Genomic DNA, 16,293 nt, shown 5'->3' with positions numbered 1-16,293 from the left:
TCAGTTACCTGATTTTCTCCATCCAGCCATTGATTTTCTTTTCCAGAAGAACCAGGGGCAAACTCCCTGAGTTTAACACCTGATTGTGAAACTCCCTGACGCTAAATTTATCACCAAGAGCGGCCTCAGCCTTTTTTCTCAACTCCTGAATTTTCAGCTGGCCTATTTTGTACGAAACGGCCTGCCCGGGTGTGGCCATGTAGCGCTCGATGGACGCAATAATGGAGGCTTCGGATTCTGCTTCATTGTCGAGCGAATATTGGATCGCTTCTTCTCTTGTCCAGCCTTTGGCATGGATACCGGTGTCGACCACCAGCCGGATCGCCCGGTGCATTTCCATGCTGAGCATGCCGAAATACTGGTAAGCGTCTTCATACAGTCCAAGCTCTTTACCCAGCGACTCGGCATACAAGGCCCAACCCTCCACAAACACACCCAGGCTCTCCGGATGCAGGAACTCAGGCAGGTCAGTGTTTTCCTGCTGCAGCGAAAGCTGATAGTGATGCCCCGGCACAGCTTCATGCAGAAACAGGGCCTCATCTGAAAACTTGTTGTAGCTTGTTACATCAGGGATGGGCACATAAAAGGTGCCTGGCCTCGTGGCATCTTTGCTGCCAGGCACGTACTCTGCGCTAGCCGAGGCTTCCCGAAACGCTTCCGTTCTTCGCACTTCGAAAGTGGCTTTGGGCTTCAGGTCAAATACCTCCACCAGTCTGGCTTCGACACGTGCCCTTATTGTGTTGAAACTGGCAATCACCTGCTCTGGTTCGGTGTAAGGCATTTGGCTTTTGCTGGTACGCACATGCTCAAAGAAGGCCTTCAGGTCGCCTTCAAAGCCGGTCGCAGCTTTCGCCTTTTCCATTTCAGCCAAAATCCTTTTTACTTCACTTTTGCCCAACTCATGAATCTCGTCAGCCGTCAGGTTGGTGGTGGTGTGCAGCCTCAACAGGTAGTTGTACGTTTCGGGACCATTGGGTAAAGCCCCAAGACCCGAGGTCTCTGTGCCAGCAGGCAAATAGCTATCCAAGAGAAAGTCTTGCAGCTCTTTGTACTTCGGTTTGAGCTTGTTTTGAATGGCGTCGCTGTAAGCGCTGGCGAGCCTTTCCTTCTCTTCTGATGAAAAGCTCTCAGGCATCTGGCGAATAGGGGCGTAATACAAGTGATCGGACAGCGGGTCATTGATAAAGCCATCCAGCTGAGGAATCGTTTTCTTAATAAGCGTTTTGGGAGGCACGACACCCGTGGCGATGCCCTCTTTCATTTTCACTATGCAGGTATCGAGGAAGGGCAGGTACGCATCAATCCGCCTAAGCCAGTTGTCATAGTCTTGCACTGTGTTGAAAGGCTGTACACTTTGCCCCCCGGCCAGCTGCGAAAAGTAAAGGTGCAGCGACTGGATTTGAAGGACGGGCATGAGCTCGAAGTTGGGCAAATTGTAGATCGGCGAAGCCATGGTCACAATCTTGTTGGTGAGGCCTTCCCGCTTAATGTCACAGTCCCAGGCCATCACCTGCATGCTCATCCACTGCGACGGGCTCACCATGGTGGAGTCGTATTCACTAAGCGCCTCGAGAAAATGGGTGTAGTTCTCTATAAGGTCTTCCTGGTAGTCGTCAGCAATGAAGTTGGCTACCTTGTCGTTGTATTCAGATTCACCTGCTTTGGTGGCTTCTATGGGGTTGATGCGCAGCTTGAATTGATTGTACGCTTCAAAAAGGCTATCGATGACAGGGTTGGGTCCTGGTGGCTGAGTGGGTTTCGGGCTTGAGCAGCTGCCAGCTATTAGCAACATTGCGAAAAAACAGGCATTAATTGACTTCATAAAGTTGATTTAGTGCTTCGGAAATGGGTACTCACCACAATTGGTGCACCTCTTTTTTGATGTATGCTTCATAAATTTTGTTCATCGCCATTACCTGCGCTGTTGTAAGTGGCGGCGTGTCGTAGGTGGATAAATTGGACAACACCTGCTCAACCTTCGATGCGCCGGGAATAATGCAGCTTACTTCCTCAAAGCCAAGTATCCACCGGAGAGCAATGGGTGCCAGATTGGTCATGCCGGGAAATAGTGCCTTCAGTTCACCAACGGCTTTCAAGCCCAGGTCATAGTCAATACCCGAAAAAGTCTCTCCTTTGTCGAATTTCTCCCCGTTCCTATTGAAGTTTCGGTGATCTCCCGAATCGAAAGTTGTTTTTGCATGATAAGTGCCGGTGAGCAAGCCGCTGGCCAGCGGAACCCTCACAATGATGCCCACATTCCTTCTTTTAGCTTCTTTGAAAAACAGCTCTGAAGGCCTCTGACGAAACAGGTTAAAGATGATCTGCACGGTAGCCACATTGTCGTACTCAATGGCTTTCAACGCTTCTTCCACTTTTTCAACGCTGACGCCCAAATTGAGAATTTTCCCCTGCTCTTTCAGTCGCTCAAACAGCTCAAATATTTCGGGGCGATAGTAGACCTCAGTAGGGGGGCAGTGCAGCTGGATCAAATCCAGCGCTTCCAGGCCTGTTCGCCTGAGGCTATCTTCCACAAACTTCTGGAGCACCTTGGGTTGGTAGCCTTCGTTAGTGTGCGGGCTGATTTGTCTGCCGCATTTGCTGGCTACGTAAATGCGTTCTGATCGGGAGCGAACTACCCGACCTACTGCCGTTTCACTCAGGCCGTTTTCGTATACATCGGCTGTGTCAATGAAGTTGACGCCCCGATCGATAGCCGTATTGATGATTTTATCAGCTTCGGCATCGTTAAATGGCGAGCCCCATTTGCCGCCCACCTGCCAGGTGCCCAGCAAGATTTCTGAGATATTGAAGTTGGTTTTGCCTAAAGTTCTGTAGTTCATGTACTGTCGCTCATTTTTTAATAGAATAGGGTTCACTGTTACCGTTGTTGGAGAATTTTCCGGTCTCCTCCCTTTAGGGTACGGGGTAATGGGGCCGGAAAATTCATATGTCTCTACTTAACCGTTCTCCTATAGGCATTAGCAAACCTCTTCCCAATTTCCCGTTGTCCCTCGGAATTGAAGTGCACGCTGTCGCCTTTATGAATCAAACCCTGGGTGCCAATCACTGATACATTTTGGTCGGTGGCGGCATACTCGTGAATCGCTCTGTTCACCATCTGCCAGTAGTCGTTGTTGTTGGAATAGCTGCCAAGCTCTCCCATAAAAATCGGCAACGAGTCGTTTTGCACTATGGACCGGAAGGTGCTCAACAACTGGGGGATTTTGCCCGGATAGGCTGCTATGGATTTTTCGTTGGCGTCGCTTTCTCCCTGATGCCAGAGAATGGCCTTGATTTCTCCGTGCTGCCTTCCAATCGCTACCTTTTCTTTGAAGTTAGAAAGCAGCTTCACATTTCGGTAAAGCGAATCGCCCAACCATTGCGACATGGCACTGCCACCAACGGCAGTAGGTATGATCATGATGGTGTCGTTTTCAGGAAGTTGAGGCAGAAGGGTTTTGGCAAAAGACAAGCCGCAGTCGAGGCCCACCCTGCTTGGTTCGTAAAAGTGCAGCGGCTCTTTGGCTTTGATTACGTTACCCAGCGAATCTATTGTCAGTATCCTGGGGTTAGTAACCGTGTCCTGCGGTTCTACAATACCTCTGCCTGCCATGTTCGACTGGCCTGCCATGATGAAAACCCAGGTTTGGGGCCTTTGTTGCTGGCAGGCCTGCAGCGTAGCAAGAACACAAATAAAAAGGACCAGCTTTAGAGGGGTAGCATTCATAGTAGCTCGATGAGTTAGGCGAAAGTTCAATATACACAAAGTGCCTGTTTTACACCGAGAAGGTTGTAGACAAATGGCAAGCGAACAATGAAAAACAGGCTATTTTCTTGGGTAATGATTCGTTTGAAACGGATTATCCCTACCTTTGCAGTCCGAAAATGAATGAGGGCATCCGACTACCTGCTTAACGCCCAGCCATAAATTCCGAATACAATATATTGATTTCCTCCAGGGGCCACTATTCCCCGAGTGAAAGCCATTTACCAAACTTTAATGAAGAAGTATTTTAACCTATTCGACCTTTCGCAAAAGGTCAACTATAAAACCGAAGTTTTATCTGGGCTCACAGTGGCCATGGCGTTGGTGCCGGAGGCAGTTGCATTTGCTTTGATTGCAGGATTGTCTCCCCTCACAGGACTTTACGCAGCATTTGTCATGGGCCTGATTACGTCCATTTTCGGTGGAAGGCCGGGCATGATTTCTGGTGCCACAGGAGCAGTAGCCGTAGTGATTGTTTCGCTGGTAGTGTCTCACGGAGTAGAATATGTTTTTGCCACAGTGATCCTGGCTGGCATTATTCAGCTGGCCGCTGGCACGCTCCGTCTCGGCAAGTTCATGCGCCTGGTACCTCACCCGGTTATCTTTGGTTTTGTGAACGGCCTGGCCATCATCATTTTCATGTCGCAGCTTGATCAGTTCAAAGACGCCTCGGGCCATTGGCTTACTGGCCCATCTTTGTACACCCTGCTTGGGTTCGTGCTGTTAACCATGCTGATCATTTGGGGCTTGCCCAAACTGACGAAGGCTATTCCTGCAGCACTGACAGCTATTCTCGTGGTCTTTGGTATCGTGGCCATCTTCGGTATTGACACCAAAACAGTGGGTGACATAGCTTCCATACAAGGAGGCTTTCCTCCGTTTCACTTGCCCTCAGTTCCTTTTACCTTCGAAACACTAACCATCATTTTTCCATATGCTGCTGTAGTTGCAGGGGTGGGGCTGATAGAAAGCCTGCTAACGCTCAATATTGTTGATGAAATAACTGAAACGAGAGGCAGAGGCAACAAGGAAGCTGTAGCTCAGGGCACAGCCAATATCCTTTCCGGTTTGTTTTCCGGTATGGGCGGTTGCGCTATGATTGGTCAGAGCCTTATCAACGTTTCTTCCGGTGCCAGGGCCCGCTTGTCGGGCATTGTGGCGGCTGTGATGTTGTTGGTGTTTATCATGTTTGGCGCCGGGCTCGTTGAGAGATTGCCTATGGCGGCACTCACCGGCCTGATGATTATGGTAGCCATTGGCACCTTTGAGTGGGCCAGCCTCAGGACTTTCAACAAAATGCCCAAATCCGACATTTTTGTGATGGTAATGGTAACGCTCGTGACTGTTTTTCTGCACAACCTTGCCCTGGCGGTGCTGGTGGGTGTAGTCATTGCTGCCCTTGTTTTTGCCTGGGACAACGCCAAGCGAATCAGAGCCAGAAAGAGTATCGACGCTAATGGCGTCAAGCACTACGAAATATACGGCCCCTTGTTCTTTGGTTCGGTGGCTGCTTTCAATGAAAAATTTGATGTGGCCAACGACCCCGACGAGGTCATTATCGACTTTGCTGAGAGCCGGGTGGTGGACATGTCGGCCATAGAAGCCCTCAACAAAATTACGGAGCGCTACCAGAAGGTGGGCAAAAAACTGCACTTGAAGCACCTGAGCCCCGACTGCAAACAACTGCTGCAGAATGCCGACCAGCTGATCGATGTGAATGTGATGGAAGATCCGACCTACAAAGTGGCTGTGGATACGATCTAAGATGGAGGCGAGGTGATTTTTACCATTTCACTCGTCGAATGAAATGGTAAATTTCGTCCCCTTATTGACTTCACTCTCCACTTCGATGTTTCCACCGAGACTTGTTACGTGGTTATGCACCAGGTAGAGGCCGATGCCCTTGCTGTCGCTGTGGTTGTGAAAGCGCTGGTGAAGCCCGAATATCTTCCCTTTTACTTTGCTCATGTCAAAACCAAGCCCATTGTCTGAGAATACTAGTTGGATAGCATTGTCCAATCTGGTACTCGAAATGGAGATCACCGGCACCACGTCGAGCCTCCGGTACTTGATCGAATTGGTAATAAGATTGAGAAAGATGCTTTCCAGGTAGGCCCTGTTAAATCTGATGTGGGTTGCTTCCGAAAAGTCAATTTCAAATTGAGCGTTGGCGTTTTTCGCTAAAGAATTGATAGAGTTGACGACAGTACCCAACACTTCCTTCAGGTCGAGTTCTTCAATCGGAGCAACCTGGCTCTCTTTTTGGCTGATAATGTTCAGGTAGTCGTTGAGTGTTTGATTGAGGTTCTCTGTAGCAGACTTAAGGATAGGAATTAGCTCAAGTGCGACTTTGCTCTGAATATTTGAGTTCTCCAACAGATCAACTATCGTGAGGAGGTTGTTGACCGGAGACCTTAAGTCATGTGAGGTGGTGTAATTGAGTTGCTTCAGGTCTTTGTTTGCTTCAGCAAGGTCTGCCAGCAATGCCTCTCTTCCTTCTTCTATTCTTTTTTTGTGGGTAATGTTTTTTGCAATGGCATAAACGAGTTGCTTCGAATCGTAGGGCATCGAATTCCACGAAAGCCAAACCACTTCCCCACCTTTGGTTACATATCGATTCTCGAAATCCAGCAGCGGAACATTCTTTAAAAGCCCATCCCGGTGGACTTTTGTTTGATGCCTGTCTTCATGATAGATAAAATCACTGATGGGCCTTGCCAGTAGTTCTTCCTGGCTGTAGCCTAGTAGCTTGCACACAGCAGGGTTTATTCTTCTGAAGTAGCCGTCGTATCCGGCAATGCACAGCAAATAAGGAGATAGTTCAAAAAAGGGATCTAGCCTAAACGCTTCTTCTATATTGTTTCCTTCGCTCACCTGCTGTATCCTTATCTGCCAAAAATTTTGTGAGTATAACAATTTTCATTGGCTATTGCCAAGCGATTTGAGGTTGAGCTGGCATGTTTTTGTGTCGCTGACAATGAGAGAGCAGTAACGGTATGGTCACAGGTGCCGGCACCGAGTACAACGACCTTTGCCATGTCAGGTATGTTTTACCTAAATGTCGGCAGGGGAGAGAAGGAAGTATGTGACTGTTGTTACACTGCTGTTCGTTTGTTTTTGCTGATCGTCACCTTAGGTAGCTGCTGCCCCAACCTTGATCTTAGATCTTGGAATTGCTGTTGTTAAGAGATATGTTTATGTAGAGCTGGGGTTCAAAAAACCCCTTGTGGTGTTTGTTGTGCTTCCAGGAAGGAGGCGAATGCTCGCCTGATTGAATTTTTTTTGAAAGTATGAATGCAGGGATAAAATCGTATAACGAAAGCCAAGTGGCAGTTGACAACGAAATCTGCGACTTGCTTGCCACCACAATCGACAGCGTTTTGACTGAGGCCGAAAGCAAAATCTGGCATGCCCATCCTGTTTGGTTTTTGGAAGGCAATCCGATTGTGGGGTACAGCAAGCAAAAGAAGGGGATGCGGCTGATGTTTTGGAGTGGGGCTGATTTTGAAGAAGAGGATTTAGCTGTAAGAGGAGCGAAGTTCAAAGACGCATCTATTTTTTACGAAGCTGTTGAAGAAATCGATGTAACTAAATTGCATAGATGGCTCGGAAAGTCGAGAAATATTCAATGGGACTATAAAAACATAGTCAAGCGAAAAGGCAAGCTGGAGCAGTTGAAGTGATAACTTGAAATTTTTAATAATATGAAATAGCCATAGGGAATACCATACCCAACGGAAATGAATAAGTGGATCGAAAAGCTAAATATTCATTCTCATTGGTAGCAGCTATTCCATGTGGCCGCTGAGAAATAAATTATATACACATGAAATAGCCATAAGGAGAGCCATACCTAGCGGAAATGAATAAAGTCGGAGAACAGTCGACTATCACTTCCGAAATGCTATTGGCTATTCCATGTGGCCGCTGAAAAACAAATTTTATACACATGAAACTAGGTGCATTCTCAGTTAGTCTTAGTGTCAAGGACCTAAAAACTTCAAAACAGTTTTATGAAAAACTCGGATTTACCGTTTTGGGAGGCGGTATGGATAAAAACTACCTCATCATGAAAAATGAGAATGCACTGATCGGGCTGTTTCAGGGCATGTTTGAAGGCAATATTATGACATTTAACCCAGGTTGGGACGAAAATGGAAAGGACATTGATAACTTTGACGACATCAGGGCAATTCAGCAACACCTAAAAGGAGAAGGTATTGAAACAGGCACCGAAATCGACCCCAAAACGTCCGGCCCGGCCAGCATGATGGTCACCGATCCCGATGGCAATGTGATTTTGATTGACCAGCATCGGCAAGGTAACCTCTGATTATGACCTTGATCCTACTTAAGATAGTACCAGATGTAGGGAATTTTTTCACTCTGCAATTAAGCTGGATTTCATCAATAGGTTATGGCCTTCGTTGCCCTAGAACCCGATCCAAAACCCAAACTGCCACACGTCAGGGCTGATGCTTGCGTCAAAAGAACTAGCCCGCCGTTCGGCATGGTTGATGATTGATTCTTTGACTTTTTTCCTGAATTGAAAGAGCCCCAGGCTCACATCCACTCCCATGTTCCTATGGAAGTTGTACCTTAGTGATGGTACCAGTGCCGTTTTCATGTATTCACGGGTTTGCTTTCTCTCATTTGATCTACTCAGCTCATAATTGCCGCCAGTCGATTGATTAAAGAGATACTGGGCAGATGACTGCTTGTCAGTGACCCAGATATAGCCAGCATGCAGCTCAATTATTGCATAGAGTCGCTCCACGATTTGGTAGTTGTATTGTAAGAATAGGGCGGGGGAAGCGCTGCCGACAACTTGCTTATCGTTAGCATATAAATTGAGGTAAAAGTCATTCTTTCCATAGGAAGGAATATCTTTTTCAGGGTTTATTTCCTCGGAGTTGACTGCTTGTGAAAATGCAATGCCACCTAAAAAGCGATCATTCATTCTTTTGGCAAAACTTATGCCGTAAGTGCTTGATATCGTTATTTTCCCCACTTGCGAACCAGTAGAAACAGGGTAGTACGGGTTCAAGTCAAAAAAATCTTTGTGAGAGGAGTGGAAAGAGCCGGCTGCTTTTATCACGTAGGAAACATCGGCTTGGGCAAAAGCCTTTGCGCCAGTTAGCAGTACGAACAAAAGAAATAGCAGGGTCAATCTTGTTTGTGCGGGTGTCGATGGTCGTAGGTGAGGGGATTCTTGTAGGTTGTTTTCTTTTGCCATGTGCTGATTGTTAAAAAGCATACCAAACGCCAATACACCACCTTCTGGGGTCAAAACTGATCTGCCATTCCTGCGATTTGTTAGTTATATCACTGGTTCTGGCGTCTTTGATTTTTCTTCCGTACTGAATGCCCCCAAGGCCAAGGTCTACCCCTAGTTTCTTCGCAAAATTGAATCTGAGCCCAGGGCTGATCCCGACGATTACTTTTTGGTATTCCCTAGGGTAGTCAAAGGAACCGCCTGTGACCTCGCCATATGGTATTCCATTGTCGTGGATCGTGCCGAGGTCCGGTGGTGTATAGCCGTCAGCGAATTTCTGCCATCTTCGTTCCGAAAACGATGCAACATCCCCAAACTCATACCTCGAAAACATACTCCCAATGAATGAAATGTTCTTATGGATCCTCAAGCTGTAGAGAGCAGTAATTTCCGGGCTCAGGGCCCAGTCCCGTGTCTTGCTGTAGGTGTAGCTCGATATCGTGCAATAGCCCCGGCAGGAAACCTCAGGAACATCTTTAGACGGATTGTAGACGTTATTGAAAGTTCTATAGGAAATACCTGCTCCCAGCCAGAAGCTTCCTTTCAGCCTGGTGGTAAATGCTAGCGAAAGCGAATAGCTTGTGTTATTAATGCCATAGTAGGTGAAAGCATGTTCGTCGATTGCGAGTTGCTCAGACCTATCGAGATGCGAAAAACTGAAATTCCCGGAAAGCCTGATCAGACTTTTGGCGCTATCCAGCGATTGCGCAACTCCCAGTGTCGAAAGTGCCATCACAGCCAAAAATGCACATGGATATTGGTGCCAACTCCGGATCATTCGGTGGTAAATTTCCTAAAAGTATCTAGAAAGGGGCAATTCAATAAAGGAAGGTCTCAATTTTATTTATCCGACCCGGTGCTTGGGGTAAACACCGGCAAGAGATTTTTCTCTCGTCGTTCCCCCGAAATATCCAGGAACCGCCTGTCTTTCCTGTTCCAAACACCCAAACTGCCACACTTTTAACCCTGTAATTTCCCAGAAATCGATACCTTCATCACCAGATAGAAGGGAGCATGCGCTTGCGGCAATAACTAGAAACGAATGGGAAAAAGATTAGATGCTATCACGCCTGAATTGAAAGCATTCATTGAGGATCAAAAAATATTTTTTGTGGGGACTGCGGCCAGGGAAGGCCGGGTGAACATATCCCCCAAGGGTACCGACGCCTTTCGGGTGCTGGAGGGGAACAAAATTATCTGGCTCAACTTAACAGGAAGCGGAAACGAAACAGCTGCTCATTTATTAAAGAATGATAGAATGACGGTAATGTTCTGTGCCTTTGAAGGGAAGCCTTTGATTCTCAGGCTTTATGGAGCTGCTAAAATCTATCATAAGCGAGACAGCAAATTCCAGGAATATATTGGCCAGTTTCCTGAAAATGCCGGCTCCAGGCAAATCATTGAAATGCATGTCGATTTGGTGCAAACGTCCTGTGGGTTTGCTGTACCATACATGGAATTCAAGGAAGAGCGAACCATGTTGAACGACTGGTCGGCAAAACAAGGAACCGATGGTATTGAAGACTACTGGAAGAATAGAAATACTGAGAGCATTGATGGGTTTGAAACGGGAATACTTAGAGAGTAGCATCGCATAGTTGATACGGTCGCTCTTCGGGATTTTTAATCTGTTCGGAGAAACCCCGAAGGCGCAGTAGTATCTCTGATCCGAATAAGAAAAACTACAAGTAGCCCCCGACACACTAAGGTTAGCAAATGCATAGCTCGGCAATGAATATACATCCGTTTGGATTGATCATCTCCTACAAGAAGTGGTTCAAGACACCACGATTGATTTTCAAATCGCAAGGGTTGTGTGGACGATAATGTTTGCTAAATGCTTTGGGTAAACCACTACAGCATTGTCGCTTAGTTTGAAATTTTATAAATTTGTGTGTGGGAGATCATAACACGATAGAAGAATTCTTGAAAGAGCTTCAGAAAAAGTTCAAGAGGGAAATGCCTCGAATCAAAAAGGAAATCAAAGTATATGAGGAAAAGCTTTCTTCCGGAAAGTTGACAAAAAAGCCTACTCCTTCCCCCCAATTTAATTAATGTCTAAGGCCAGGCTGTTTGTTATTGGCGGTTGCAATGGATCTGGGAAGTCTTCCTATGCCAAGGCAGTTATACCAATAGGAGTTGAATCATTTGACTACGACAAGGAGTTTCTAAAGGTTTATAACGCAATGTATGATTCAGAACTTCGGGCTGAGATTGCACACAACAAAACCAGGCAATTACTAAAAGATTCGGTGACAAACTCTATTAAGCTACAGCGGGATTTTTGTTATGAAACAAACTTTAACTCAACGCCAATGCACTGGCCGGAGATGTTCCGTGCAGCGGGATTTGAGTTAAATTTATTCTTTTTTTGCCTGGACTCTGTCGAAAAAGCGAAGGAGAGAGTACGTATTAGAGTGGAGAATGGCGGTCACTTTGTGCCTGACAACGAAATTGAGGAGCGTTATAAGTTGGGTTTTGAGAATCTCGACCGGTTGTTCGCTCAATTCGATTTTGTCCACCTTTTTGATTCCAGTTTCTATAAAGAAGAACCACATCACATTCTGTCTGCCAGGGAAGGTCAGTTGATTTATTTTTCTGAATTTCCTGAATTCTTGAAATTACTTATTCCTACTATCGCTAAAATGGCTAGCGAGAACTGGCATTGACCAGTTTATCGAAGCTATTGATAAGCAAGTTTCCCTTCGAATTTGCTCCCCTTGCCCTTTAAACCTATATTCAAGTCAGAGAACCTCACCTTAAGCCTCTACTTTTATAATGGAAAAAAAATCTCCATCGTTCTGTGTTTTTGCTAGAAAACCTTAAAACCACTCATGAAACCCATCCCAATGAAAAAATATGCTCCCCTGTTCCTGCTAGTGGTGCTGGCAGCTTGTAACCCAGAAACAAAACGAGAATCTGCCCCCGCCACAGTCGAAGAGGCCACCATCGGTCAGCATATCGGTCAGCTGGCCTCCGATGAATTTTTGGGAAGGATGCCTTTTACCGAAGGAGAAACCAAAACAGTCAATTACCTAAAGGACGAGTTTGCAAAGCTCGGGCTACAGCCAGGCAATGGCGATAGCTATTTTCAGGAGGTGCCCATGGTAGAAATCACTGGTACGCCTTCAGAAAAGATGATCATTAGCGGTAAAGGTAAAACGATGGAGCTGGGCTTTATGAAAGACTTTGTCGCCCTCACCCTCAAGCCTACCCCTGAGGTAAGTCTTAAAAATTCTGAGCTGGTGTTTGCCGGCTACGGCATCGTGGCACCGGAGTATGGCTGGAACGACTACGAGGGCATCGACTGGGCCGGAAAAACCGCCGTGGTGCTGGTCAACGACCCGGGCTTCAAATCGGGCGATTCTACCTTGTTCAAAGGCGATGAAATGACCTACTACGGTCGCTGGACTTACAAATATGAGGAAGCAGGCCGACAGGGAGCGGCAGGTGTTATCATTATCCACGAAACGGAGAAGGCGTCGTACGGCTGGAATGTGATCCAATCGGGCTGGACGGGCCCACAGCTTAACCTGGAGAGCGACCGGCCCGTGGCCGATGTGCAGGGGTGGATTTCTACCCAGGCAGCGGACGAATTGTTTACCGCCACCACTTTGGAGAACAAAGACTACAACCAGCTGGCCCGGTCGAAGGATTTCAAGCCCGTGCCGCTCGGCTTCACAGCGTCTGTAAAAGTTACCAGCAGCATCAAAAGAGACGTGTCCAAAAACGTGGTGGCTTTGCTGCCCGGCACTGAAAGAAAGGACGAGTACATTATTTACTCCGGCCATTGGGATCATTTTGGTGTGGGCCGCCCCATCGATGGTGACTCCATTTACAATGGCGCCGTCGACAATGCGTCGGGCACTGCCTGTTTGCTGGCCATTGCTGAAGCCTTCAAAAAAGAAGCACCGGCCAAGCGATCTATTGTGTTTATAGCCGTAACTGGCGAAGAGCAGGGTTTGCTGGGATCGGCGTATTATTCAGAGCATCCCATTTACGACCCTGAAAAGACGGTCGCCAATATCAATATGGATGCGTTGTCCAGTCCCGGGCGTATGAAAGACCTGACCATTACCGGTTTCGGGCACTCCGAAATGGATGAGTACGCCGCAGCTGCATCAAAAAAGCAAGGGCGTTATGTGATCCCCGACCCCAACAAGGAAAAAGGCTACTTCTTCCGCTCCGACCATTTCAACTTCGCCAAAATAGGCATTCCTGCTTTGTATGCCTCCGGCACGTACGAAGGCTTCGACTACAGCGTGGAGCAGATCAAAGAAATGGCGGATCACTATGAAACTTACAGATACCACCAGCCTTCCGATGAATACGACCCTGCCACGACCAATTTGACCGGTGTGCAGTTTGATGCGCAGCTGATGTTTGAGGTGGGTCTGAAGCTGTCGAACGAAGACTACTTCCCCAAATGGTACGATGGGAGCGAGTTCAAGGCAGCAAGAAAGAGGGACTATTGATTTAATTATGTTCCCGGGCGTGCCTTCACGCCAGGGAAAATTTTCTAACAAGGTGAGTTCATTGCTTCGCAGGTGGCCGTGACAAACTGCCACTTTGCTTGTCTAAGGCACAATTGGGTTCTACCCACCCACTACTCCACCGCCATCCTCGCACAAAAGACTGCCGAAACCGCTGTCAGCGGGGTGAAAATGATAAGTTCAAGCATGCTGGTGGAGGCCAGGTTGCCTGCGGTGTTGAAAGCGAAAAGCACAGCAAAGGCCCAAAGAAATACCTTTAACACCATAGTTGGCAGTTTTAGCTTCAAATACCCTCCCTTCATCAGGATGACGGTAAGAATAAACAGGTTAACGACAATACTGACAGTTTCGAACCTCAGCATTTGTTCCCTGTTTTGAAGTCGCCCACCCCAGGTGGCTTCATAAGGAATAAGGCCGGTGATGATGGTGAGGTGATACACCAATACAAGCGACAGCAGGGCTATCATTGCGTGGACGGCAAGTTTGAAATTAATTTTTTTAAGCATGGTGGTTCAAAAGTGAGTGAGTTAAATCTTCCGGCAGCTCAATACTTATCCTCAAAAGTAGCGGAAAATAGTTGTTAAAACGGGTAGCAATCGGTTTGGTTCATCCAGGGGGCAGCTGCTGGTGCACATCAGGCGCCAACCTTCTTCTTACTGGGCCAGCAAAATCCTATTTTTGGATAACAGCTGACATAGATGTTGGGATTAATCGGCGGATAACGAGTTTACGCATGGATTTAACATCGCATCTAAATCACCCTCGGCCTAGTTTTGCTAAAAACATTTTTGTCCTACAAAACTTAACTGGTGCATGAGAACATTCGAGATTATCCTTTTGCTGGTCATTTCTATTTTACCGTTTGCCAAGCGACCCATTGTCCGACACGTTCGGGCCAACTATGTTTTAGTATTCCTCGGGGTGTTGTTGGCCTTGCACCTGATAGTAGAAGGTTGGCGCTGGCAGATGCTTCCCGCCTACCTGCTTACGCTTATTGTAGGGTGGAGGGTAAAAGCTGTTGATGCTACTGAGTCTCCCCGTGAGTCCTTTGTTCGGGTAGTCGGATATCTGGGATTGATTACTTTGCTGATACCCGGTTGGGCACTTCCAAAGCTCCTGCCTGTTTTCTCCTTGCCGGAACCACGGGGCCCCTACAGCGTGGGTACTGAATTGGTCTACGTGCAAACAGAGCGTGATGAGATCATCACCAAGGATGCGACTGATAGGAGAGAGCTGATGTATAAAATTTGGTATCCAGGCGATGTGGAAGTCTCATCGCTGAAAGGCGAGAAGTATGTAGATGAAGGAAGCAGGGCTGGCTTCTCTGTTAAGTACGGCATGCCACCGTCAGCCCTCAGTTATCTTGATCGGGTAAAAACCTACGTCTATCCGGATATTCCGGTAGCCGATGGGCCCTTCCCTGTGTTGATTTTTTCTCATGGTTATGGGTCAAAAGCAACGGGATACTATGCCTTGTTGACCGAGTTGGCCAGCCAGGGCTATGTGATCGTCAATATGAATCATACTTACGAAAGCCTGGGCGCTACCTTTCCTGACGGGAGAGTAAAGTACTTTGATTATGACTTTCAGAACGAAATTTCCGCCGAATCTCAGTCTGTGGTCGAGCCATTGATCGAAGCCTTTAAAAGCGGCCTGAGTTATGACGAAAGGCATCCTATTGTGCGGGAAGCAGCAAAGAATTATTTCATGGCCGGAGTAGATGACCGATGGGCTGAAGACATGATTTACACGATGGATCTGCTGGAAAAGTGGAACACTGACGGCGCACTGAAAGGCAAACTAAATCTGAATCAAATAGGTGTTTTTGGCCATTCGGTAGGTGGTGGGGCAGCCGGTGTGGTGGCCACTACGGACAGGCGGGTAAAAGCAGCGGCAAATTTGGATGGCATTTCATGGGGCAACACGATCGACAGCACTTACCATATCCCTTTCCTCTATATTTCGGCGGATTGGCCAGCGGAACATGAAGATGTTAACTCCCATATTTATCTCAACAAGAGCACGGACTACTTCTACGAAAGTAAGCTGTTGCACTCAGGGCATCCGAACTTCATGGATATTCCCTTTATGATCCCCGTTCAATCGCTTGCTGGTACTGGCGACATTGACCCTTATCAGGGAATGGAAATTGTCACCAAGCTAACCACCTCATTTTTCGACAGGCATTTAAGGCACTTACCAGGCCCTGATCCTGAAGAAATTGGGAAGCAATATGACTTATTGGAAATGACTGTCTACAAAGGCGATTCAATCAAATAGTTGTTGGGCTTATTGGATGCTGGTAGCACTTTGGCTGCCAGCAGTCCATTTTTTCTACCAAAGCCGTTTTCATGTGTGTCTTCACACATCTTCACACACGGTCTTGCCTTCAGCTCGGCAAAATCATCACCTTCCTTAGTTACCTGCGTCCAACAAACCAACCTTTGGCAACTCCCCAGGCAGCTCCATCCTTATCCTCCAATGCAACAGATAGTAGTTATTGAACCTGGTAGCTATTCGTTTGGTCCACCCAAGAGGCAACTGCTGGTAGCACATCAGGAGCCAACCATCCTTTTCATGGTCAAAGGGGCCATCCCCGGCTAAGGCGGTTGGGTGACGCATCCCGTAGTGCTGACTTCCGTAGCTGGGCACCGGGTCCTGCCAGTGTATTGTATTTTTCTGCTCTAAAATGTAGTTTTATGAAAGAGGGCAGAGGTAGCATCTCATCAAGGAGAGCCCATGTTTGGGTTGTGTTTTTT

General features: G+C 47.2%; 16 protein-coding genes. 8 read left to right on the top strand and 8 right to left on the bottom strand.

Going from position 1 to position 16,293, the window contains the following annotated elements; translation table 11 throughout:
* Nucleotides 1–4: 4 nt before the first annotated feature.
* From ACMVP2_RS05610 to ACMVP2_RS05600, 3 genes are all read right to left on the bottom strand, one after another.
* Complete coding sequence (locus tag ACMVP2_RS05610) at nucleotides 5–1,822, bottom strand: DUF885 domain-containing protein (RefSeq protein ID WP_416867003.1); 1,818 nt, start codon at nucleotides 1,820–1,822, stop codon at nucleotides 5–7.
* Between the two features lie 31 nt (nucleotides 1,823–1,853).
* Nucleotides 1,854–2,840, bottom strand: coding sequence for an aldo/keto reductase (locus ACMVP2_RS05605; RefSeq protein ID WP_416867002.1), 987 nt, complete (start codon nucleotides 2,838–2,840; stop codon nucleotides 1,854–1,856).
* A 113-nt stretch (nucleotides 2,841–2,953) separates the two neighbouring features.
* Nucleotides 2,954–3,727, bottom strand: a complete 774-nt coding sequence (locus tag ACMVP2_RS05600; RefSeq protein ID WP_416867001.1) for a sialate O-acetylesterase — start codon at nucleotides 3,725–3,727, stop codon at nucleotides 2,954–2,956.
* Nucleotides 3,728–4,000: 273 nt separating this feature from the next.
* Between ACMVP2_RS05600 and ACMVP2_RS05595 the strand changes: the two genes are divergently transcribed.
* Nucleotides 4,001–5,530: a SulP family inorganic anion transporter gene (locus ACMVP2_RS05595; RefSeq protein ID WP_416867000.1), complete on the top strand. Its 1,530-nt coding sequence runs from the start codon at nucleotides 4,001–4,003 to the stop codon at nucleotides 5,528–5,530.
* Nucleotides 5,531–5,557: 27 nt separating this feature from the next.
* Here ACMVP2_RS05595 and ACMVP2_RS05590 read toward each other — a convergent pair whose 3' ends face one another.
* Nucleotides 5,558–6,682, bottom strand: coding sequence for a sensor histidine kinase (locus ACMVP2_RS05590; RefSeq protein ID WP_416866999.1), 1,125 nt, complete (start codon nucleotides 6,680–6,682; stop codon nucleotides 5,558–5,560).
* Between the two features lie 374 nt (nucleotides 6,683–7,056).
* Between ACMVP2_RS05590 and ACMVP2_RS05585 the strand changes: the two genes are divergently transcribed.
* Nucleotides 7,057–7,449: a DUF1801 domain-containing protein gene (locus tag ACMVP2_RS05585; RefSeq protein ID WP_416866998.1), complete on the top strand. Its 393-nt coding sequence runs from the start codon at nucleotides 7,057–7,059 to the stop codon at nucleotides 7,447–7,449.
* Nucleotides 7,450–7,715: 266 nt separating this feature from the next.
* Nucleotides 7,716–8,099, top strand: coding sequence for a VOC family protein (locus ACMVP2_RS05580; protein WP_416866997.1), 384 nt, complete (start codon nucleotides 7,716–7,718; stop codon nucleotides 8,097–8,099).
* A 99-nt stretch (nucleotides 8,100–8,198) separates the two neighbouring features.
* On the opposite strand, the gene ACMVP2_RS05575 is transcribed toward ACMVP2_RS05580, so the two are convergent.
* Both ACMVP2_RS05575 and ACMVP2_RS05570 read right to left on the bottom strand, forming a co-directional pair.
* Complete coding sequence (locus ACMVP2_RS05575) at nucleotides 8,199–9,002, bottom strand: hypothetical protein (RefSeq protein WP_416866996.1); 804 nt, start codon at nucleotides 9,000–9,002, stop codon at nucleotides 8,199–8,201.
* A 10-nt stretch (nucleotides 9,003–9,012) separates the two neighbouring features.
* Nucleotides 9,013–9,774 (bottom strand): hypothetical protein, encoded by a 762-nt coding sequence (locus tag ACMVP2_RS05570; protein WP_416866995.1) that lies wholly within the window; start codon nucleotides 9,772–9,774, stop codon nucleotides 9,013–9,015.
* A gap of 309 nt (nucleotides 9,775–10,083) precedes the next feature.
* Here ACMVP2_RS05570 and ACMVP2_RS05565 point away from each other — a divergent pair, with 309 nt between their 5' ends.
* The 3 genes from ACMVP2_RS05565 to ACMVP2_RS05555 all read left to right on the top strand — a co-directional run bounded on the left by ACMVP2_RS05565 (nucleotide 10,084) and on the right by ACMVP2_RS05555 (nucleotide 13,516).
* Nucleotides 10,084–10,629, top strand: coding sequence for a pyridoxamine 5'-phosphate oxidase family protein (locus ACMVP2_RS05565; RefSeq protein ID WP_416866994.1), 546 nt, complete (start codon nucleotides 10,084–10,086; stop codon nucleotides 10,627–10,629).
* A 466-nt stretch (nucleotides 10,630–11,095) separates the two neighbouring features.
* The gene (locus ACMVP2_RS05560; protein WP_339787196.1) at nucleotides 11,096–11,710 is read left to right on the top strand and encodes a zeta toxin family protein; all 615 of its coding nucleotides are present in this window, start codon (nucleotides 11,096–11,098) and stop codon (nucleotides 11,708–11,710) included.
* 180 nt (nucleotides 11,711–11,890) lie between these two features.
* Entirely contained in the window at nucleotides 11,891–13,516 is a 1,626-nt protein-coding gene (locus ACMVP2_RS05555; RefSeq protein ID WP_416866993.1) for a M28 family metallopeptidase, read from the top strand.
* Nucleotides 13,517–13,647: 131 nt separating this feature from the next.
* On the opposite strand, the gene ACMVP2_RS05550 is transcribed toward ACMVP2_RS05555, so the two are convergent.
* The gene (locus ACMVP2_RS05550) at nucleotides 13,648–14,001 is read right to left on the bottom strand and encodes a hypothetical protein (RefSeq protein WP_416866992.1); all 354 of its coding nucleotides are present in this window, start codon (nucleotides 13,999–14,001) and stop codon (nucleotides 13,648–13,650) included.
* A gap of 346 nt (nucleotides 14,002–14,347) precedes the next feature.
* Between ACMVP2_RS05550 and ACMVP2_RS05545 the strand changes: the two genes are divergently transcribed.
* Nucleotides 14,348–15,814 (top strand): alpha/beta hydrolase family protein, encoded by a 1,467-nt coding sequence (locus ACMVP2_RS05545; protein WP_416866991.1) that lies wholly within the window; start codon nucleotides 14,348–14,350, stop codon nucleotides 15,812–15,814.
* A gap of 135 nt (nucleotides 15,815–15,949) precedes the next feature.
* On the opposite strand, the gene ACMVP2_RS05540 is transcribed toward ACMVP2_RS05545, so the two are convergent.
* The gene (locus ACMVP2_RS05540) at nucleotides 15,950–16,075 is read right to left on the bottom strand and encodes a hypothetical protein (protein WP_416868194.1); all 126 of its coding nucleotides are present in this window, start codon (nucleotides 16,073–16,075) and stop codon (nucleotides 15,950–15,952) included.
* On the opposite strand from ACMVP2_RS05540, the gene ACMVP2_RS05535 reads away from it, so the two are divergent.
* Complete coding sequence (locus ACMVP2_RS05535) at nucleotides 16,016–16,138, top strand: hypothetical protein (protein ID WP_416868237.1); 123 nt, start codon at nucleotides 16,016–16,018, stop codon at nucleotides 16,136–16,138. The two genes, ACMVP2_RS05540 and ACMVP2_RS05535, sit on opposite strands and share 60 nt — an antisense overlap.
* The last annotated feature ends 155 nt before the right edge of the window (nucleotides 16,139–16,293 follow it).

The organism is Imperialibacter sp., assembly GCF_048007035.1.
Taxonomy (GTDB): domain Bacteria; phylum Bacteroidota; class Bacteroidia; order Cytophagales; family Cyclobacteriaceae; genus Imperialibacter.
The sequence above is the reverse complement of the archived record's forward strand: the minus strand, read 5'-3'. Positions and strand labels throughout refer to the sequence as shown.